The sequence below is a fragment of the Paenibacillus sp. FSL F4-0097 genome, from assembly GCF_038593125.1.
GTDB classification, from domain to species: Bacteria; Bacillota; Bacilli; order Paenibacillales; family Paenibacillaceae; genus Paenibacillus_AQ; species Paenibacillus_AQ odorifer.
The window spans coordinates 700,374-722,857 of record NZ_CP151965.1 but is presented as its reverse complement, the minus strand read 5'-3'; the positions used below and the strand labels follow the sequence as shown (position 1 = coordinate 722,857).

The window sequence follows — 22,484 nt, the reverse complement described above, 5'->3', positions numbered from 1 at the left end:
TAAAGGGAACAAAAAAGCCATTGTTGATAAATCAACAATGGCTTCGTGTGCTTGGCAACGTCCTACTCTCCCAGGACCCTTCGGTCCAAGTACCATCGGCGCTGGAGGGCTTAACGGTCGTGTTCGGGATGGGTACGCGTGGAACCCCTCCGCTATCGCCACCAAACATGCGTCTGTGAAACAGACGCTGCCGCGTGAAATTCGGTTCATCACCAGAAGTGACAATGAATTTCTAAGCGTATTACAGGCTTAATCGCCTGAAAACTGAATCCGAAACGAATCTGCATTCTAAGTATAGGATAAGCCCTCGACCGATTAGTATTGGTCAGCTCCATGCATTGCTGCACTTCCACCTCCAACCTATCTACCTCGTCGTCTTCAAGGGGTCTTACTAATTGGGAAATCTCATCTTGAGGGGGGCTTCACGCTTAGATGCTTTCAGCGCTTATCCCGTCCGTACGTAGCTACCCAGCCATGCTCCTGGCGGAACAACTGGTGCACCAGCGGTACGTCCATCCCGGTCCTCTCGTACTAAGGACAGCTCCTCTCAAATTTCCTGCGCCCACGACAGATAGGGACCGAACTGTCTCACGACGTTCTGAACCCAGCTCGCGTACCGCTTTAATGGGCGAACAGCCCAACCCTTGGGACCTACTTCAGCCCCAGGATGCGATGAGCCGACATCGAGGTGCCAAACCTCCCCGTCGATGTGGACTCTTGGGGGAGATAAGCCTGTTATCCCCAGGGTAGCTTTTATCCGTTGAGCGATGGCCCTTCCATGCGGTACCACCGGATCACTAAGTCCGACTTTCGTCCCTGCTCGACTTGTAGGTCTCGCAGTCAAGCTCCCTTATGCCTTTGCACTCTGCGAATGATTTCCAACCATTCTGAGGGAACCTTGGAACGCCTCCGTTACTCTTTAGGAGGCGACCGCCCCAGTCAAACTGCCCGCCTGACACGGTCCCCGTACCCGATAAGGGCACTAGGTTAGAACCTAGATACGATCAGGGTGGTATCCCAACGGCGCCTCCACCGAAGCTTGCGCTCCGATTTCTACGGCTCCCACCTATCCTGTACAGATCGTACCCAAATTCAATATCAAGCTGCAGTAAAGCTCCATGGGGTCTTTCCGTCTTGTCGCGGGTAACCTGCATCTTCACAGGTATTAAAATTTCACCGGATCTCTCGTTGAGACAGCGCCCAAGTCGTTACGCCATTCGTGCGGGTCAGAATTTACCTGACAAGGAATTTCGCTACCTTAGGACCGTTATAGTTACGGCCGCCGTTTACTGGGGCTTCGGTTCATAGCTTCGGGTTACCCCTAACCACTCCCCTTAACCTTCCAGCACCGGGCAGGCGTCAGCCCGTATACTTCGCCTTGCGGCTTCGCACAGACCTGTGTTTTTGCTAAACAGTCGCTTGGGCCTTTTCACTGCGGCCCCCTCGTGCTATTCACACTACCGGGGCACCCCTTCTCCCGAAGTTACGGGGTCATTTTGCCGAGTTCCTTAACGAGAGTTCTTCCGCGCGCCTTAGAATTCTCTTCTCGCCTACCTGTGTCGGTTTGCGGTACGGGCACCTTCTCCTGGCTAGAGGCTTTTCTTGGCAGTGTGAGATCATGACCTTCGCTACTATAATTTTCGCTCCCCATCACAGCCTAGCCTTAACGATGTGCGGATTTGCCTACACATCAGCCTCACTGCTTAGACGGACATCCATCAGTCCGCGTCACTACCCTCCTGCGTCACCCCATCGCTCATAGCGGATTACGGTGGTACAGTAATTTCAAACTGTTGTCCTTCGACTACGCCTTTCGGCCTCGCCTTAGGTCCCGACTTACCCTGAGCGGACGAGCCTTCCTCAGGAAACCTTGGGCTTTCGGCGGATCAGATTCTCACTGATCTTTTCGTTACTCATACCGGCATTCTCACTTGTGTAGTGTCCAGCGCTCTTTTCAGTACACCTTCAACCCCTACACAACGCTCCCCTACCCCAGATACATACGTATCTAGCCATAGCTTCGGTGGTGTGTTTAGCCCCGTTACATTTTCGGCGCAGAGTCACTCGACCAGTGAGCTATTACGCACTCTTTCAATGGTGGCTGCTTCTAAGCCAACATCCTGGTTGTCTGTGCAACTCCACATCCTTTCCCACTTAACACACACTTGGGGACCTTAGCTGATGGTCTGGGCTGTTTCCCTTTTGACAATGGATCTTAGCACTCACTGTCTGACTCCCGGCAATAAGTATATGGCATTCGGAGTTTGACTGAGCTTGGTAATCCTTGCGGACCCCGCACCCAATCAGTGCTCTACCTCCACTACTCTTATACCGAGGCTAGCCCTAAAGCTATTTCGGGGAGAACCAGCTATCTCCGAGTTCGATTGGAATTTCTCCGCTACCCCCACCTCATCCCCGCACTTTTCAACGTACGTGGGTTCGGGCCTCCAGTGCGTGTTACCGCACCTTCACCCTGGACAGGGGTAGATCACACGGTTTCGGGTCTACGTCCACATACTAAGTCGCCCTATTCAGACTCGCTTTCGCTGCGGCTCCACCTTCTCGGCTTAACCTTGCATGTTAAACGTAACTCGCCGGTTCATTCTACAAAAGGCACGCCATCACCCATAGATCGGGCTCTGACTTTTTGTAAGCACACGGTTTCAGGTTCTATTTCACTCCCCTTCCGGGGTGCTTTTCACCTTTCCCTCACGGTACTGTTTCACTATCGGTCGCCAGGTAGTATTTAGCCTTAGCAGATGGTCCTGCTGGATTCATACGGGGTTTCACGTGCCCCGCACTACTCGGGATCCGTCTCGGAGAGAACACAGTTTAGGTTACAGGGCTTTTACCTCTATCGCGGGCCTTTCCAGACCTCTTCACCTACCATATTCCTTTGTAACTCCATGTGAGACGTCCCACAACCCCAAGAGGCAAGCCCCTTGGTTTAGGCTGTTCCGCGTTCGCTCGCCGCTACTGACGGAATCACTATTGTTTTCTCTTCCTCAGGGTACTTAGATGTTTCAGTTCCCCTGGTCTGCCTCTACACACCCTATGTATTCAGGTATGAGTAACTGCGAATTACCACAGCTGGGTTTCCCCATTCGGACACCCCCGGATCAAAGCTTGCTTACAGCTCCCCGAGGCAGTTTCGTTGTTCGCCACGTCCTTCGTCGGCTCCTGGCGCCTAGGCATCCTCCGTGTGCTCTTATTAGCTTAACCTTGATTCTTCCGAAGAAAAATCTCACTAATAACATTTACTTGTTTGCACAAGTTGCTAAAAGATGTTCTAAAACGCAAATTCGTTTCGGTATCCAGTTTTCAAGGATCAAGTCTTACTTGAGAGCTTAAACTCTCAAAACTGAGCAACGAGTGAGTAACAGGCCTAAACCTGAGTTTTGGAAGCTGAGCTTCCGATTTGAATGTCCTCATTGCAGAGAACGATTCTCCATAGAAAGGAGGTGATCCAGCCGCACCTTCCGATACGGCTACCTTGTTACGACTTCACCCCAATCATCTACCCCACCTTCGGCGGCTGGCTCCCTTGCGGGTTACCCCACCGACTTCGGGTGTTGTAAACTCTCGTGGTGTGACGGGCGGTGTGTACAAGACCCGGGAACGTATTCACCGCGGCATGCTGATCCGCGATTACTAGCAATTCCGACTTCATGCAGGCGAGTTGCAGCCTGCAATCCGAACTGAGACCGGCTTTGATGGGATTGGCTCCACCTCGCGGCTTCGCTTCCCGTTGTACCGGCCATTGTAGTACGTGTGTAGCCCAGGTCATAAGGGGCATGATGATTTGACGTCATCCCCACCTTCCTCCGGTTTGTCACCGGCAGTCACTCTAGAGTGCCCAGCTTAACCTGCTGGCAACTAAAGTTAAGGGTTGCGCTCGTTGCGGGACTTAACCCAACATCTCACGACACGAGCTGACGACAACCATGCACCACCTGTCTCCTCTGTCCCGAAGGCCGCTGCTATCTCTAGCAGATTCAGAGGGATGTCAAGACCTGGTAAGGTTCTTCGCGTTGCTTCGAATTAAACCACATACTCCACTGCTTGTGCGGGTCCCCGTCAATTCCTTTGAGTTTCAGTCTTGCGACCGTACTCCCCAGGCGGAGTGCTTACTGTGTTAACCGGCACCAAGGGTATCGAAACCCCTAACACCTAGCACTCATCGTTTACGGCGTGGACTACCAGGGTATCTAATCCTGTTTGCTCCCCACGCTTTCGCGCCTCAGCGTCAGTTACAGCCCAGAAAGTCGCCTTCGCCACTGGTGTTCCTCCACATATCTACGCATTTCACCGCTACACGTGGAATTCCACTTTCCTCTTCTGTACTCAAGCCACCCAGTTTCCAGTGCGACCTCAGGTTGAGCCCAAGGTTTAAACACCAGACTTAAATAGCCGCCTGCGCGCGCTTTACGCCCAATAATTCCGGACAACGCTTGCCCCCTACGTATTACCGCGGCTGCTGGCACGTAGTTAGCCGGGGCTTTCTTCTCAGGTACCGTCACTCCGGTAGCAGTTACTCTACCGGACGTTCTTCCCTGGCAACAGAGCTTTACGATCCGAAAACCTTCATCACTCACGCGGCGTTGCTCCGTCAGGCTTTCGCCCATTGCGGAAGATTCCCTACTGCTGCCTCCCGTAGGAGTCTGGGCCGTGTCTCAGTCCCAGTGTGGCCGTTCACCCTCTCAGGTCGGCTACGCATCGTCGCCTTGGTGGGCCGTTACCCCACCAACTAGCTAATGCGCCGCAGGCCCATCCCTCAGTGACAGATTGCTCCGTCTTTCATTCTTCTCTCAGGAGAAAAAAGAAATTATCCGGTATTAGCTACCGTTTCCGGTAGTTATCCCAGTCTGAAGGGCAGGTTGCCTACGTGTTACTCACCCGTCCGCCGCTAAGTTATTTTGAAAGCAAGCTTTCAAAATAACTCCGCTCGACTTGCATGTATTAGGCACGCCGCCAGCGTTCGTCCTGAGCCAGGATCAAACTCTCCAATTAGTATTGAAAAGAGCGATATGCTCATTTTGAAACATCTGACGAGAAAATTAATTCTCTAATTTTGGATATCACTTACGTGATTTCCTACTCACTCGTTGTTCAGTTTTCAAAGATCAAGTTCTCGTTGACGCCGTTTAATGTCTCAGCAGCAACTCTTATAATATATCATGTTGTTTTCAGAAATGCAAGCTTTATTTTTCGAAGCTTTTTATCAGCCTCGTTTGTATCGCCTGTACGCTGTCTAACAACGCTTACCTATAATACCCCAACTATTAATAGAAAAGCAACCCCTAATATAAAAATAAACAACTAGCTTAATAATTAAGCTAGTTGTTTATTTAATAGAGTTATGTTTATAGCAACGAATTTAATAGTATTTTGCCGCAGTATATTTGCTTGAGGCTTTAATTAAATCGGTTTTCTTATCACTCTTTGCAAGTCCTGCATCCACTGTAGTATCAATGGTAACCCACTTCCCATTAAGCAACACTTCGTTCCAGGCATGATATTGCGTAACGTAGCTTGTATTCCCCATTACCAACTTAGCAGGAACATCTACACTCCGCAGCATTGCGGCAAAAAGAGAAGCGTAATCATAGCAAATCCCTTTTTTAGTAGTCAATGTCTTATCGATGCTTGGAATATAATCAGTAGTTACACTATTAGCAAGAGAGTAATCATATTGTACATTCGCAACTACATAGTTATAGATCGCTTTAACTTTCTCTTCGTCTGTTGTTTTGCCTTGTACTAATTGTTTAGCTTTGACAATCGCTTTATCAGAAGAACTCCATTTCACATTCTGTACGGAGCCCAAATATACGGAATTCGAGTCACTCATGGTTACGTCTACTACTTCGGAATATAACGCTTTATATTTATTGCCGGTTGTATTCTCCAGAACAGAAACCTTATAAGTCCCATTTCCTTGTTGCAAAGGGAAGTCCTCAGCTTGTCCAGAAGCATACAAGTTATATGTATAGCTGCTGTTATCTTTGGTGATCATGAGTTTGATTCTTTTATCTTTCGGAATATCATAGTTAATACCAATAACACCTTGAGCCACTTTGGATGTAATCAGCCAGCTGGCATCTGCACTTGCAGCTTGAGCTGTACTTATCGGAACTGAAGTCATTAGGACGAATAACGCCACCAGCATAAAATAAACCTTTTTCACGGATAAAACTCCTTTCGGTAGCTGGCTGCCATCCTTTCGGGAAGGCCCTTTAGCTTTGCGTCCCTACCTTTCGATAGGTTTGCCGTTATCGTATAAGCTCTATCTGTTCTAGCTTTACTAGATATAATTGATAGAATCCATTTGAAACAAACAAAAAAAGCCTCTTCATTCGGTAGCTGGCTGCCATCCTTTCGGGAAAAGGCCCTTTAGCTTTGCGTCCCTACCTTTCGGAAGGTTTGCCGTTATCGTGTTTAGCTTTCATAGTATAATACTATCATATTTATAGTTGTGAACAAGACCTAATTTACTAGATTACCCATTATTTTATAAATATCTCCCGGTATTTGTGTTTTCTTGTCATTCACTATTCTCCTTTTGTTAATTTGGCATGAACAATCAGCCGATGCGTTGGATTCACTAGCGGATCACATGTAATCAGAGTAAGAATCTTATCCTTGTCATTCCCGTCAAGAACGGAGACATCACTCGGATCTACAACAGAAATATCGTATACCTCATAGTTAAACACCTGATCACTAGTCTTTACCGTGATAACATCCCCCACAACAACCTCATTCAATCTGTTAAACAAACGACCCGTAGTTCTAGCCCGATGCGCCGCGATTGCAGCATTTCCGATCTCTCCAAGGGGTGCCGTTTCTTTCATATGGGCTGCAGCATGTTTCATATTAGCTTTTGTAGCCCCTTCTAATACAGGCAGCTTCAAATCAATCTTACCGATTTCAATTAGTGCGATTACTTTGCCACCGACCTCAATCTCCGGTTCAGGCTTTTCTGTCTCTTGGGGTTGGGGCTGTGCCTGAGCATCCAGAACCGATTCCTCTGCTAACAGCTGAGTAACTTCAGCATACCTGCTCTTCAAATCTGGCTGGGGAGTACTATCGGCAGTGCTTAGTTCAGCCGTTTCTAATAACTTCTCCTGCTGCCTGTCGTTGTACCATTCGTTAGCTGTCGGATATAACATGATAAGTATCCCAGCCAGTATGAGTAGATAGGAGAATTTACGCAATGTTATTCACCTCCGTATATTGTTTCTATGGTTATATACAAATCAAGCAGAAACAGCTACTTGCCTTTAAGCATAGCAACTCCTTCTGCCTGAAATTAATGTTTAAAATACCCATTTACGACTTCCAAAGAAATTGATGATCACCGTGATAAATGTAACCAGCACCTTTGAGATCAAGACTTGAATACCTAGTCTGTCTGTCAACAGATGCATTAGCAGCAGTGATATTCCGAGCACTACCAGATTCAGCACGATAAACTTGACCAGCTGCACGCGGTCGAAGCCTTCTTTATTCCCCCGGTTGCGATCACGAAAGGTTACTTTTTTATTCAAAATAAAGCTATTCGCCGTACCTGCACTATAGGAGATCACCTGCGCCAATGCGTATACCATCCCTAGTGAATTCAACAATGTGAAAATCACAAAATCAATAAGCGTATTGAGCAAACCTACGGCATTAAATTTAAGGAACTGTATGAATGCAGCACGCAAGTTCTTATCTGACATCATTGTGGTCCTTCCGGCGGTCCAGTTGTTCTTCGTTCTGGTAGCCTTTAGTCTCACTAACAATGTATAGCGGTCTATCTTTAGACTCGTCATAAATCCGTCCGATATACTCCCCAATCACACCTAACAGCATCAGAACGATACCGTTAAAGAGCAGATTGACGCCTACAATGGAAGCCCAGCCCGGAACCGTCCAGGAGGTGAAAAATATCTTTTGAAACAAGACGAAAAATAAATAGAGAAAGCTAGAGAATGAAAGGAAGAATCCAATATACGTAGCAATCTTAAGCGGCTTATGTGAAAAAGAGGTGATGCCATCTAACGCAAAACGAATCATTTTCTTCAGCGGATATTTGGTTTCTCCGGCAAAACGTTCTTCCCGTTCATATTCCACCATAGTCTGCTTGAAGCCAACCCAGCTCACCAAACCTCGGACATAGCGGTTCTTTTCTTTAAGTCCCCGCAGGACATCACATACCTTACGGTCAATAAGACGGAAATCGCCTGTATCCGTAGGAATATCCACACTTGTCATACTGCTGAGCAGGCGGTAAAAAAGCTTCGCGGTGACCTTTTTGAACATCGTTTCTCCGTGGCGCTTCAGGCGTTTCGCATATACAACGTCGTAGCCCTCTTTCCACTTCTCGATCATTTGCAAAATGACCTCCGGAGGATCCTGAAGATCAGCGTCAATAACAACAACCGCTTGACCTTCGGCATAGTCCATGCCAGCTGTAATCGCTACCTGATGTCCGAAATTACGCGAGAAGTCAATCAGCTTGACATGCTCGTCTCGTTCACAGATCTCCCGAATCATCTGGGCGGAACGATCACGACTGCCGTCATTGACGAAGACCAGCTCATAAGTATCGCCGCACTCGTCCATTACTTTTTTCAAACGTTCATAAGTATGGCTAATTACTTGCTCCTCATTGAACATGGGTACAATCACACTATATCTGGCTTTCACCTTTATTCCTCCTACAAGCTTTTTGGAGCGTTACATCCATCTACACTTCATAATAACGCTGCATGCATAAACTTATTTTATAGATTTTTATTAAATCCTAGAAAACCCAAGTAGGGAACCAACGCAGCATATCTTTCACGTAATCTCCACTGACCTGCATCCCTGACAGTACCGGGTAGAAAGCGATAAAGAGCAGCAAAGCAACGGCTACATAGACATACTGTACGTAACGGGCCTCAGGGAATTTACTATCCAGCAACTTCATTATATATACAATACCAAGAATCATAAATGGTACCATAGCAAAATAATGGTAAATAAATGTTTCTCTTGGGACAAGCATCCACGGAACATATTGCGAGAAGAAGGCGATCCAGATCATGTAGAGGTTCTTATCTTTACGTTTCAGCGTAATCCACAGCGTTGCCAGCATCGCAAAAATACCCGTCCACCAGATAAGAGGATTCCCCATAGTCACTATACTGCTGACCTGACCTTCCGGCAAACCTTCACCGCCGCTAAAGAACCAGACCGGTCTCTTCATAAACGGCCATTGCCACCATGAGGAAGCAAAGGGATGTGTAGCTACAAGCTGACTGTGATAGTTGTACATATTCTTTTGGGAATCAATCAACCCTTTAATAGTGAAGCCCTCTGCTGATGCAGATAACCCTGGCACAAAAGATAAGCTATAAATAATTACTGGAATAATTACAAAGAACCCGATACAACTAGCCAACGTAATAATAGTCTTTTTCCAAAAAGAATCTACCGCTTCACGACAGGTGCCCAGCAATTCCTTGTCTTTAATCTTCCCCTCGGCCAGCAGGCGTCCGGAGGCTTGGTATTCTCTGTAGCGTTCAAAAAGGGAGATAGCCAGCATAATGGCCAGCCCTGCTCCTCCATAGAGCACAATCCATTTCGAAGCTACGCCGATTCCGAAGAATAAGCCAGACCAGAATAACGGAATTAATGTTTTTCTCAAAGGCTGCTTGTAGAAATTCATTGTGTAATACCGCTGCATGAAATAGAACATCAACATAATGAAGAATACTCCGTATACGTCAATCGTGGAGATTCTTGTCTGTGTGAAATGCATGAAATCCAGTGCAAACAATCCTGCCGCGAGGGCGGCGTATTTGCTTTTCTTAAACAAACGCAGCGCCATTACATATATGAGAGGTAACATGGCAACTCCGAACAAGGTTCCGATAATACGCCAGCCGAATGGATTGACCCCGAACAGCTCCATCCCTATGGCAATTAACAACTTACCAAGCGGTGGATGCGTATTCTCGTAAGGCACAATCCCGTGTGTATATTCATAAGCTGTTCGCGCATGATAGATCTCGTCAAAATAAGTGCTATTCATAAAGTTAGAATATTCCGGAATGAGCGACTGCTCGTCAAAAAGATTGGCCGCTGCTCCTCTTTTAGGAACTGCGTTAGCATCCGGTGTCACACCAGCAATAGGAAGGGGTATTCTTTCTCCCCCCTGCTCATAAAAGGCCATTTCGTTCAAAGTGAACCCTGGAGAGGTAACTGTAAACTTCACATATCTCGCAGTAACGTTCAGGGGTTGGCTTTTCCAGATGAAGACATTCCCGACATCCTCACTGACATCCATCGGACTGCTCCAGACCTCAGGATTGTCGCTGAATTCCAGCTTGAACTTACCCGTGCCCACGCCACCAAAGATATTGACCCGTTCCAATGGTTTACTCTGTCCCAAATCTACATAGAAGCTTTCACCACTGGCAGCAGGCTCCCATAAGGTCTCTGGAGATTTAGTAGAGCCAAGATTATATAAAGCAAGCGCTGCGTAAACGGCCGTAATAGCTATTAGGCATATCCAATCTATACGCTTAAACTTCATCGTTAGATCGCCCTCCCTTCTGATGCGGTTTAATTTGCCCGACAACTCTCAAATCTTCTTCATATTGTTCTTCCAGTGTAATTGGTGCTGGAAGAGGTTTTATACCCTTGCGGACATACACATCGTAACCGATATTCAGCATATAAAGCAGTAATGCTAGATTAGCTATAGCAGTCACTAATACGATTCCGTCTGCACCCGGGCTAACATCTGCATTCAGGTGAGATAAGGTGTACGCCACATTGATGTATTGCGTTAAGCTGAATCCGAGAAATAGCGATAAAAAGCGGCGGTCCCGACTTTCTATATAAGTAAACAAACAAAGAATAAGAGCAGGGAACATATAACGTTCATGCATTTTGGTGCCAAGCACAAAGACCACTACTATAAGCACCATGCCGATAAAATAGGATTTGGTCAGGTCCAAGCGATCCTTTTTAAAGGAATAAAATGCCGCAACAGCTACAGCCACTAAAATAAATATGAAGCCCCATACACGGTATGGAATGCCAAGCCAGGTTAGATCAAGGGATGACCACATCGGATCAGTCAGTGCATACAGATTAAATGCATTCACTGAAGAATACGGATAGGAAGATAACGTACTCTTGTAAAGATCAATAATCCCTACCAGACCTCCGTTATTCCAGAAAAATGGTGCCGCAAGCAATCCGAAGATCCCTAATCCATACAAAGCTCCGAATCCAAGCTGCTTCCAAGCGCGGTGATGATAAAAAGCAAACAACAATACCGGCGTGAATATCAACGCTTGCGGTTTAATTAGCGTCGCTAAGGCAAACAAAATTGCGGAGCGAACAAACTTTTTGTTCGCAGCGCCGTGGATACTGAGCAGCAGGAAGATCAAAAAGAACGAATCTGCTTGTCCCCAAGCCGCTGAATTAATAAGTACCGCAGGATTAAACAGAAACAACAACATCAAGCCGAAAGCAATTCCTGTGCCGAGTTTTTTGCGTGACATTTGATAAATGAAGTAGCCGAGCACCAAATCAGAAAGAATCGCAGGGAGCTTGAAGAGTAAATTCTCTCCACCTGAGCCCTGAGTGAATCCTAAAACGCCACGTATGGCGCTAAGCACGTACAATATGTACAAATAGCCTGGAGGATAATCGGCAAAATAACCTTCTTCATAAAATTTGCCTGGACCTAAATCCACCATACGCTGTCCCCAAGAAATAAAGGTATTCATATCATTCTGATATCCTTGCGCGGTAAGACCAATCCACACCCTCAGGATAAAAGCAACTCCGATGGCAATACTCAGCCATTTGGAATAAATATTCTCAGGCTGCTTCATAAGCTTCTCACTACGGAATGCTTTAGTATAAAGCACTGCAAAAAACACACTAAACAGCGCTGAGATCAGCAACATCTTAGTTGGAGATACTTTATGTGGAGTGTCTGCCTTTTTGTCGCCTGCATCTGGACTAACCGCTGCACTATCCAGCGAAATGACGTTAGCCCCTTCGGGAGCCGCGTCTAATTTTTCTACAGCAAAATCATCAAAATAAGCCTTACCTTGAATTAAGCTAGAGTAGCCGCCCAGACTTGCGCCTATGCCAAATGACTTCTGCTCCGGTCCTGTCTGGCCGATATATTCAAGATACTGCCATTCACCTGCCGTATCAGTTACGCTGGGATACCCCCCGCCTACTCCAACGGCAAGAATGTTGGCGCCCATTCCCTCGCCTGCTGTACTTACTACTTTGATCCATCCAGAGATTTTATAATAACTATTCGGCGTAGCCTCAATCGTCTGCACCCATTTCGAATGATTGGGTTCGATATTCTCAATGACTGCCGCCTTGCTGCCGGAATGGACTTCCTCCGATTGGATTGAAAGTAGGCCTGAGTTGTCTCCTGAAATCCACATATCCTTAGTCCAGTTAGAAGGCGCATCATCTCCCCCCTCCTCAAAGCCAGGGTTCTGCAATAGATTCCCCTCTGCATAAATGCTTGTTACAGGAAGCACAAACAATAACAGCATCAATACAGTCATTACGGCCGCACGTGTACTCTTGATCATCGTCCCAACCTCACCTCGTCCTATATTCATCTTAGTCCAGCCAAAAGCATATACCTTCTGAAAAACAGCTCCCGAATTAGTGTATTTCACCGTTGCTAAGAAATCATTTGGATTGATTTTCTCATAAAAGAGCATATAAATATAGGGCATGTTTACCTTATCTGGATCGCAAACCCTTCCATCCACAATACTCCATTCCATAGGATCGCCCTAAGCTTCAAGGCTCTTATATAGACTCTTATATAGAATAGAAGAATCGCAGTGGCTAAAGCAAATGCCGGAGCAAAAAAAACAGAGATCAGGATCAAGGTGGGTAACAAATTGGACTCTAACACCAAGGCTGCCTCGTCCTGAACATCACCTCTTCAACAATATAATCTAAATCATAGATGATGAAAAGCTAGAAACATAGACTAACCTGAACGGTTAAGTGCCAACAAAAATATAAAAAAAGGGCCCCCTCAGTTATGAAGGAGCCTTTGAATGCACATCTGTATGCTATATATGAGTTAGCCCGCACTACCAAGAAATACATAACGGAGAATAATCAGAATAGCAAGTACCCACATCATCCAGTGAATATCGTATTTTTTCTTGCCAGCAAGGTTAGCTACACAAGCAAGGATTACATAAGTTACGATACCAAAGGAAATACCATTAGCAATATTATAAGTGAAAGGCATGATTACTAGAGTAAGGAACGCTGGAATCGCAACAACCATATCTTGAAAATCAATTTCGCGAATCGATTGTGCCATGAGCACGCCTACGACAATCAATGCTGCAGCTGTAGCAGATCCAGGGATCAGAGCCACTATTGGTGCAAGGAATAACGCAAGCAAGAAGCACACACCCGTTGTTACAGCTGTAAGACCTGTACGTCCACCTTCAGCAACACCTGCCGCGCTTTCTACAAAAGCAGTAGTAGTGGAAGTACCCAATGCCGCACCACCAGCTACAGCGATAGCATCGACAAACATTGCATTACCTACACGTTTGTTACCTTCTTCAGGGTTGTCCATAATACCAGCGCGTTGAGCAGTACCTACAAGTGTACCAAATGTATCGAACAATTCTACAAAAGTGAATGTTGCGATTGCTGAAACAATACCGGTGTGCAGGATACCATCCCAGTCAAATTCGAAAAAGTTCAATTGCGTCAGGTCAGGCACCCAAGGGGTTGTCGGACTGGACAATGAGCCAAAATCAACTACACCCATCAGTATACCCGCGAGGGTTGTACCCAAGATACCGAATAAAATCGCACCTTTAACTTGCAGTACCATCAGGATGGAAATAAGAAGCAATCCGATAATTACCAATTGTACATCAGTGTTCTCTAGACTACCCATATGAATGATTGTTTCAAAGGATAGGACGTCTGTGAATGTATTGGCGGAAATATCTTTACCAGCTTCGACACCAATCGTCATCAAACCACTGTTCTTAAGCCCAAGGATTGTAATGAACATCCCGATACCTACGGTAATGGCATGCTTCAAGCTGTCAGGAATGGCTGTCAGTAAGATCTGCCGCACTCGGGTAACCGTGAGCAGGATGAAGATCAAACCGGAAATAAATACTGCAGTCAGACCCATTTGCCAAGTGAATGGATGTTCTGAGGTTGCAGAAGACAAAATTACGGAAGCAAAGTATGCATTAAGTCCCATACCTGGTGCCAATGCTACTGGAAAGTTTATAAACACGCCCATTGCAATGGTGAAAATACCTGCTGCCAGCGCAGTCGCTAGAAATACAGAGTACCAGCCCATATCGATGCGGCCAAAGGCTGTTAATGTGCTCGGATTAACCGACAGGATGTAAGCCATAGCCATGAACGTAGTCAAGCCGGCCATTATCTCTGTACGTACTGTAGTGCCGTTCTCTTTCAACTTGAAAAACCGATTCAAATTGTTCTCCCCCTAAGGTATGTTGTGGCTGACAGCAACAAAAAGCCGGTATCTGATCGACACCGGCTCGAAAAAAAGAGTAGCACCCATGACTATAGCCCTAGATTCAGGACAATACGGGTTGCTCAGCTCTTCTTAATCGTAGCCAGGTCATTACGGTGACCTCGTAGAAACTTCCAGGCCTATTCCCGGAAATATACGAAAGAATTATGTTGTTGTGCTTTATCATTTTAGGGGGACATCACATAAGTTGTCAATGAAAAAAGCGAACATTTTCGACTTTATTTTTTCTATTGTTCGTAATTCATACATTTTTATCTTTAACTTCAACCCCAAAATCCATTAAACCATGCAGCTTATTAACTATCAAAAGCCTTATTAAATGGGTATTTTTCCCTATAAAACAGTTTCAACATGCCCTAGCTTATTGGCCTTTGGAATACTGATAGCTATGCCAAGAATTAGCAAAATGCCCTATAGCTAAACAAATCACTGCAATACCTAACCAGAAAGATCTGCCCCATATAGCCGCAAATCCAAATGCACAAACAGGGAGAACTGCCATGGGAATCGGAAGAAACAATAATGGAGCCCATAATAATCTGAATTGCTGTCCCTTAACCATATAACGAATCCATAAACCGTAATAAATCGTGATAAACACAAAGATAAGTGCAGCCCAGATCCCGAATTCTACATTTTCGAAGTTATCCTTTGAAATCGCAAGAATAGCTATACACCCCAACTGCCCTACTCTCTCCAAAAGGGTGTAGACGATGCCGGCATCTTTTAAACCGCTGGGAACATGATCGGGCGGAAACTTAATCATCAGTAAACTTGGGGCAAGAATAACCATAGCTATTAGTGTTCCAATAAGTGAGAATCCCATTCTAATGGCTCCTGTAAGTTTATTTTTTCCAGTTTATCACATTCTCTAAAGTTGCTATATAGGGTCCGTCACAAGCTTCACGGTAAATAAAAAAACCTGCAGTCCCTTAATAAATAAGGAGCTGCAGGTTTCTTATTGCTATATGCTATTCCCACTCAATCGTTGCAGGTGGTTTCGAAGTAATGTCATACACTACGCGGTTTACATTCTCAACTTCGTTGACAATACGTACAGAGATTTTTTCAAGAACATCCCATGGGATACGTGCCCAGTCAGCGGTCATGCCGTCGATGGAAGTTACTGCACGAACACCTACTGTGTAGGAATACGTACGAGCATCACCCATAACTCCGACACTCTTCATGTTAGGCAGGGCAGTGAAGTATTGCCAAATTTCACGGTCTAATCCCGCTTTAGCAATTTCCTCTTGCAGAATGTAGTCAGAATCACGAACGATAGTAAGCTTGTCCTCTGTTACTTCACCCAAGACACGAATAGCAAGACCTGGACCTGGGAAAGGCTGACGCCATACGATCGCACGTGGCATGCCCAGCTCTTCACCGAGTTTACGAACTTCATCCTTAAACAAGGTATTTAGCGGCTCGATCAAGCTGAATTTCATATCTTCTGGCAGACCGCCCACATTGTGGTGGGATTTAATCGTTTGCGCTGTAGCTGTTCCACTCTCAACGATATCCGTATAAAGCGTACCTTGTGCAAGGAATGAAAAATCTCCGAGCTTAGCTGACTCTTCGTCGAAGCAGTAGATAAACTCGTTACCAATGATTTTACGTTTTTGCTCAGGGTCTTCAACACCTGCAAGTTTGCTCATGAAGCGATCGCGTGCATCGATTTTCACTACATGAATATCGAATTTGCCTACGAAAGTCTCCATAACGCTTTCTGCTTCACCTTTACGCAGAAGGCCGTGGTCAATAAACATACAAGTCAATTGATCTCCAATTGCACGGTGAATAAGCATAGCCACAACGGAAGAATCCACTCCGCCACTAAGAGCGCAGAGTACTTTTTTATCTCCGACTTGATTGCGAATATCTTGAACGGCTTCATCGATAAACGATTCCATTGTCCATTTGCCGTCGCAACCACAAACTTGGTATAAGAAGTTCGAGATCATCTCGTTACCTTGAACGGAGTGACGTACTTCTGGGTGGAATTGCACAGCGAACAATTTGCGCTCCGCATTGCTCATTGCTGCAATTGGAGCACTTTCTGTACCTGCATCCAGCTTGAAGCCTGTTGGAAGCTCAACTACATGGTCACCGTGGCTCATCCATACAGTCTGGCGGTTCTCCAATCCTGCAACTAAAGCAGTTCCTTCTGCAAAGTCAACATCAGCTTTACCATATTCCCGTTTAGCTGAACGTTCTACTTTACCATCAAGCTGATGAGCCATCAGCTGCATACCATAACAAATACCGAAGATCGGCACTCCTAGATCATAAATAGCCGGATCTACGTGTGGTGCATCTTCAGCGTATACACTGCTAGGTCCGCCGGAGAAGACAATTCCTTTAGGCGAAAGTGCTTTAATCTTGTCAACTGGCGTATTGTACGGCAAAAGTTCGCTGTATACTCCCAGGTCCCGAATTCTGCGCGCGATAAGTTGGTTGTATTGTCCTCCAAAATCGAGAACGACGATAATTTCATTTGGCTTGTTCATTACGTGCCTCCCTTGATTATTGGATTCATTATACTCATGGTTAATTCTCATCGTCAAGGAAAGGAGGACACGCCTCTCATAATCAGAGAGTGATAAAACTTCATGCAGAACCTTCCTTGCTATGGCATAAATTAGATAGCGGATCTAAGCGTTCTTGCCCGTTTATGTTAAACGGAAGGTAATGATCAGACATTCGCGAATAAACGCGTTCGCATCAGAAGCCGCAGGTTCGCCGCCAAGGTCGGGAGCGGATTTTAAGGAATTGCCGCGGGCAGAGATCACGGCTGTGGATGCCAAAGCTGGCGCGTACGCCAGGGTCTCCCACTGGCGGACGAACTGCCGGACGGCCACGTCTAGTCCGGCATCGTAAATCCGCAGGGAGTCCACATACTCCCTGCCAGTAACGCCGGGCGGCGGCGGTCCAAACCGCTCCGCCAGCCCGTGCCAAGCCAGAGAGGCCGCGCGCAGCTGCCTCTCACGGCTCAAGCTGCTGCCGCGACACGCGGCCAGCAGCAGAGCCAGACTGCGCCGCCAGCGCCAAGCGGCGGCGGGAAGCAGCGCCGCGGCAGTCAGCGGCGCTGAAAAGGGTCCGCCCGCCAGCGGCAGGACGGGTAGTTCCGCGCTGCGCGTTGCTTGCGGCGCGAGCGCCGCTGCCGCAGGCCGTGCCGGCGCGGGGAAGCCAGCCGCAAGCGCAGGACCCGGCGTCGGATCGAAAGGAACCCAACCTGCGCCGGCAAAATAAACCTCTACCCAGGCATGGGCATCCCCTTGGGTGACTAAATACTTCGCCGGCATGGCTTCCTCCTGCTGGGTTCCAGGTCCGTACCCTTGAACATACCGCGCTGGAATGCCTGTGCTTCGCAGCAATACGGTCATCGCTGTTGCAAAATGCACACAATAACCTTGCTTGGTCTCAAACAGGAAATGATCCACAAAATCAGCGCCAGCTGGCGGAACCATGGTATCCAGCGTGTAAGAATACCCGTTTTGCAAATAATCCCGAATGGCGGTTGCGGAGTCATATCGGTTATCCGAGGAAGCTGTGAGCTTCTCTGCCAGAGCTTTCACTCGCTCAGGTAATAAATCAGGCAGCTGCAAATATTTGTTCTTTATTTCTTGAGGATCAGCATCACCCAACCCGCGCAGCAGTACTGGATTACTCTCGGGAAGTATAGAATCAACTATATACTCAGTGATCCGAGTTGAACCCGCCGAATCTGGCAGACGAAAGGTATCCCTGTCCTTATTCGCCAGAACATAACCAAGCTGGCTGCCATTAGATAGTTGAACTGTCTCAACATCCGTTATGGTGCCCGCATTGAATACAGGAATTCCTCCGGAAGAAGGGCTGGCAAATTGTATCCGCTGTTGTAAAGTCCGTCCACCATTAGTAGTAGTTACCGTCGCCGGAATCTGAGGCAGGCTGGACAAGTTAAGCGGAGTAAATTCCTCACCACCTCTGATCCAACGGCGTCCGTCATAATAGGCAATGCTCTCCCCGCGCCAATAGGTACGCAGGCTGGTCAATGCTGTGAAGACTGGCTCGGTATTGCGTGACAATGGAGCACCCAGTTCTCCATCATTTGTACTATACCCTGTTGTTCCTGCAGGTATAGCCTCATTATCTTCCGGCATATGGCCCGAAGCCCATTCCTGCAGCTTTTCAAAGGTTGACTGGAGTGTAGTTTGGTTAGGCGGTCGTACTTCATATACCTGCCCACCGAACCATGCTGTCATCATTACGAATATGGCAGCCGCTAATGCCAAAACTCCCCATCGGGCATACGGCAGGTGAATGCTGCCCACCCGTTCCCGCAGACGGAGCAAACCACTCATTGCTTGCATCCATACAATAAGCCCCACTGATATTACAACATCCGTTGTCGTATTAACGCCAAAGCCAATATCCAGAACCAATAGATAAATGAGGGTCACCGCTGTAAACAGCAGCGTGCTTCCTCTGAAAAGTGCAAGCTGCTGCACCGAAGATACCAGCAGCCCCCAGCCAACAATCAAAATCAAAAGTCTGCTGATCTCGCTAAGCTGAGAAACATGCCCTGAAAAGAGCAAAATCAGATCATTTGGAATTTCTACTGCATAAATGCCCAACCATCCTGTCCCTACGCTCTCACTGCATAGATATAGCCAAGCCGTGCCGATCATCAAACATTGGATACTTAGCAATAGCCATCCGGGAATCTGAAGGATTCCCCACATCAACAGCACGGCAGCAGAAATCATCAGAATCTGCAGCAATCTAGCAGTATCTTCCAATGAAGTCGTTCTATATAAAGGGAGCAGCCATTCTAAAAACAGCCCCAAAATAGCCAAAGAGAACAGCATGCGATAATACAGAGGTATCTTTCTCTGTTTACCGGCATGACTGCTCTCTAGTTTTTCCAAATGGAGCTGCTTTGGTTCCTTCCCACTTTGCCCATTCATAGAGAAGCTTGTGTCACCCGGTATCCGCTTACCGTAGCGTTGGTTTTCCGGATGATTCATGGTACTCTACCTCCCTGAGCCTGTAAGCTGGCAATGCATCATCCAGACAAAACATCCGTGCTCCCAGACGACCCAGACTATCCCCAACCGTTCCCCGCACAGGCTGGCGGATCTCCTGCAGCGTTACCTCCGCAGGCACCGGAGCTGGCTGATCCCAAGCATAATAGAGCTCAACTTTTACACCTTGCACTAAGAATTTAGCGATAACCTTAGCGGATTGTTCCTCTAATCTTCCGGTCACTATAGCAACGGTCATTCCCGGAATCCAGCCTCTAGAAGCATCCTCCAACAGCTCGGACAGGGTTCTTGTTCCATTCGGAGAAATATCAGTTAGAATATCCAGCACTCTCCCTGGGATTTTGCCCAGTCCTTCATGCCTAGCCATTCCTTCCGGCCAGCCTCCGCTGAATAACTGGACATAAGCACCTGACTGCTCAGCAAAGAGCATCAGCCCCATCGCCGTTGACACCGCCTTCTCAAATACCGGAAGCTGCTCCTCCCGACTGCCACGAGGTGTAAGTGCATTGGCTGGAATCTCATAGCTTTTGGGATCATTAGCCAACACGATACAGCTCATTTTTGCCTTTTCACGCTCTGGAACTTTGCTCTGCAGATTTCCTAGCCGGGCGCTGTTCTTCCAATGAATTCGGCTAAGCGGATCACCGGGCTCATATTCCCGCGATTCCATGGTCTCATCATTGCTGCTTCTTCCCCTTCTAGAATAGAGAGAATCACCGCTAATAAAGCCGCTGTCCGGGACTGCTCCGCCATAATATAGGGGGGCTGGCAGCACTTTAACGCTATGCTCTTCAGCGGGCTCAGATCGGCCTGTGAACCAGCCGGGCAAATCTCCCCAGGTTACTCTGCAGCCCTGCAAATGATGATGTCCGCGTGGCATATTCTCAAGAATGTAGGTGTATTCAAAAGAGCGTCTGAATCCCGGAAACAGTAGCTTGTGATGTCCTCTGTCCCCCCAAAAATCAGCGATAGTCAGCCATGGCAGTGGAAGCCGGGCAGAGAAATTCACCCGCACCTTCACAAGCAGTGTATTTCCAGCTATCGGTCTTACAGGAGTAATTGTACGTTCAATCTTTATCGCCCGTGGACCTGAAAGTTGAACGATAAGTCCGCCAACCATGATAACGCCTACAGCGATCAGCAGAAATAAGAGTGATGCGCCTCCGCGCCATGCATATAAAACACCTATAATTCCAGCCACAGTCAGCACCCGCAACCATTCAGCCAATGCACTACGGCTACGCGGATAGGAGAAGCTTCTAACTCTTTCAGTCTTGTTATTTAATTTGTGCTCTACTTTTTTTGAAGAGGACAATGGAACGAACACCCTTCCTTTGGGTCTAGACTTGTTCCCAGCTGAGGAACTTATTACTATCTATTCTTCCCATGAAAAAGGGTGCCCAGACATTGTTTTTTTCTTTTAAAAAAACTGCCCGAGCGCTAAATCTCAGAAGGCTATTACCCGGCGCTCACCTTCCGTCACGCTTATATTTAAAGGAGGGTGATCGGCTGTCTCCAGCAGCTCACGCAGCGATACCCAGATAGAACCGCCAATCATCTCCACACTGGCACCGTTTATCTTTTGAACATGATCAGGAAGATTTAAAAGGAGTTCCTTGTTCGCCACATCCGCGATGATATTTTTTCCGTTCCAGGCAATCCTTCCACTGCGACTGCCCGCATCCCAGCTAATCTGCCCTCCCAGCCGTTCGATCACAGCGCGAAGTGGCACCATATATTTTCCTTTTTGCAGAGTATATTCACCTGGCGCCAGCTTCGTCTCCAGCTTTCCAACCTCCAGCACCAAAGGTTTGCCGGGCGCAAACAGCTCTGCATTCGGTATGATATTCGAGGTGATCCAAGCTTCCGAAGGTTTCACTCTGCCCAAGCTATTGGCTTTTGAGGAGACTCTGAATTGTACAGGCTCCACCGTCTCATCTAAAAGGCCAAAGCTGTATCCAGCAGCCTTATAACGCGCAATAATATCAGGCAGTGCTTTAACACTCTCCTGATGGCCGCCGCCATCATGCAGCAGCAGAATAACCCGAGAGGACTTCAGATCCGCGGTTGACTCTTTTAAGATTTCTGACGCCGGTACCCCTTTGCGTTTGGAATCCCCGCTGTCCACCGTCCAATCCGTAACGATATAACCGGCTTGCTTCAACAAATTGAAGTAGGTATTATCAAAGTGATCAAAGGTTCCGCCGGGGGCGCGGATAAGTTGTGGGCGAACCCCTGTAATGCCCCGAATAATTTCTTCGGTCTTTTTAATCTGGCTCCAAAATTCAGTGAATCCACTATATAAATCATGGTAATTATGATTATAGGTATGATTGCCAATAGCATGTCCTTGTTCCCATATGGCATTAATTAGCTCTGGATGGCTTTTCGCTTGATTACCAAGGACAAAAAAGGTCGCCTTCACACCTTGCTGCTGTAAAATTTCAAGAACGTTGAAGGTATTGTCACTCGGTCCGTCGTCAAATGTAATATAGACTGTTTTTGAAGCTTTCTTTGCGGCTGTAATTGCCGAATATGTTGTTGACACCTTGGATACTTGTGCCGTACTGGAATTCAATTTAACTTCTGGAGAAGCAGTCACAATGGACTCTGCTTTAGGAGGCAATTCTTGCATCGCCACTAACGGGAGATTATTCTTAACAGAGACAGACTCCGCGCTTGCGGACTGTAATGAACGATTCATCCAAGAATCTACACTCTCCCCTGCGTTCCATCCCAGCATTACGATGACGATTACAACCATAACAAGCAATCCGCGTATGAAGTTTCGGCGGCCGTGAGTGTTTTTGTTACCTTTCATCTTCTCTACCTCCAGCATTCTATTGGCTCAAAAGCCATTTGGTAGA

12 protein-coding genes, 3 rRNA genes and 3 riboswitches are annotated in these 22,484 nt (G+C 47.0%); all 15 genes read right to left on the bottom strand.

All coding sequences use genetic code 11. From position 1 onward, the window contains the following. Nucleotides 1–49 precede the first annotated feature (49 nt). Nucleotides 50–166: ribosomal RNA gene (gene rrf, locus MHH86_RS03175) — 5S ribosomal RNA — on the bottom strand. 129 nt (nt 167–295) lie between these two features. After that, nucleotides 296–3,222, bottom strand: a 23S ribosomal RNA gene (locus MHH86_RS03170). 232 nt (nt 3,223–3,454) lie between these two features. After that, nucleotides 3,455–5,010, bottom strand: a 16S ribosomal RNA gene (locus MHH86_RS03165). The 16S, 23S and 5S rRNA genes sit together here, the layout of an rRNA operon. 367 nt (nt 5,011–5,377) lie before the next feature. Further along, nucleotides 5,378–6,187: a transglutaminase-like domain-containing protein gene (locus MHH86_RS03160; RefSeq protein ID WP_081383731.1), complete on the bottom strand. Its 810-nt coding sequence runs from the start codon at nt 6,185–6,187 to the stop codon at nt 5,378–5,380. A 13-nt stretch (nt 6,188–6,200) separates the two neighbouring features. After that, nucleotides 6,201–6,281, bottom strand: a riboswitch (cyclic di-GMP riboswitch). A 74-nt stretch (nt 6,282–6,355) separates the two neighbouring features. Further along, nucleotides 6,356–6,438, bottom strand: a riboswitch (cyclic di-GMP riboswitch). A gap of 113 nt (nt 6,439–6,551) precedes the next feature. After that, nucleotides 6,552–7,217 (bottom strand): class D sortase, encoded by a 666-nt coding sequence (locus MHH86_RS03155; protein ID WP_244886418.1) that lies wholly within the window; start codon nt 7,215–7,217, stop codon nt 6,552–6,554. 102 nt (nt 7,218–7,319) lie between these two features. Further along, on the bottom strand, nt 7,320–7,727 hold the full coding sequence (locus MHH86_RS03150) for a GtrA family protein (RefSeq protein WP_036679899.1): 408 nt from the start codon (nt 7,725–7,727) through the stop codon (nt 7,320–7,322). Further along, complete coding sequence (locus MHH86_RS03145) at nt 7,714–8,694, bottom strand: glycosyltransferase family 2 protein (RefSeq protein WP_038568643.1); 981 nt, start codon at nt 8,692–8,694, stop codon at nt 7,714–7,716. Before MHH86_RS03145 ends, MHH86_RS03150 begins: the two co-directional genes overlap by 14 nt. 97 nt (nt 8,695–8,791) lie before the next feature. Next, a complete protein-coding gene (locus MHH86_RS03140; protein WP_076106075.1) occupies nt 8,792–10,570 on the bottom strand; it encodes a phospholipid carrier-dependent glycosyltransferase in 1,779 nt (592 codons plus the stop codon). Further along, nucleotides 10,560–12,815, bottom strand: a complete 2,256-nt coding sequence (locus tag MHH86_RS03135) for a glycosyltransferase 87 family protein (RefSeq protein ID WP_342479635.1) — start codon at nt 12,813–12,815, stop codon at nt 10,560–10,562. The genes MHH86_RS03140 and MHH86_RS03135 overlap by 11 nt, the downstream gene beginning before the upstream one ends. A gap of 308 nt (nt 12,816–13,123) precedes the next feature. Continuing rightward, a complete protein-coding gene (locus MHH86_RS03130; protein ID WP_036679893.1) occupies nt 13,124–14,524 on the bottom strand; it encodes an NCS2 family permease in 1,401 nt (466 codons plus the stop codon). 122 nt (nt 14,525–14,646) lie between these two features. Beyond that, nucleotides 14,647–14,746, bottom strand: a riboswitch (purine riboswitch). A gap of 202 nt (nt 14,747–14,948) precedes the next feature. Continuing rightward, nucleotides 14,949–15,413, bottom strand: a complete 465-nt coding sequence (locus tag MHH86_RS03125; RefSeq protein WP_076106071.1) for a hypothetical protein — start codon at nt 15,411–15,413, stop codon at nt 14,949–14,951. 145 nt (nt 15,414–15,558) lie between these two features. Continuing rightward, nucleotides 15,559–17,097, bottom strand: a complete 1,539-nt coding sequence (gene guaA / locus MHH86_RS03120) for a glutamine-hydrolyzing GMP synthase (RefSeq protein ID WP_036679874.1) — start codon at nt 17,095–17,097, stop codon at nt 15,559–15,561. A 162-nt stretch (nt 17,098–17,259) separates the two neighbouring features. Then, complete coding sequence (locus tag MHH86_RS03115) at nt 17,260–19,599, bottom strand: transglutaminase domain-containing protein (protein WP_342479634.1); 2,340 nt, start codon at nt 19,597–19,599, stop codon at nt 17,260–17,262. After that, nucleotides 19,568–20,932 carry a DUF58 domain-containing protein gene (locus MHH86_RS03110; protein ID WP_342479633.1) on the bottom strand — a complete coding sequence of 455 codons (1,365 nt, stop codon included), beginning with the start codon at nt 20,930–20,932 and terminating at the stop codon, nt 19,568–19,570. Before MHH86_RS03110 ends, MHH86_RS03115 begins: the two co-directional genes overlap by 32 nt. 132 nt (nt 20,933–21,064) lie before the next feature. Beyond that, nucleotides 21,065–22,438, bottom strand: coding sequence for a polysaccharide deacetylase family protein (locus tag MHH86_RS03105; RefSeq protein ID WP_342479632.1), 1,374 nt, complete (start codon nt 22,436–22,438; stop codon nt 21,065–21,067). Nucleotides 22,439–22,484: the final 46 nt, after the last annotated feature.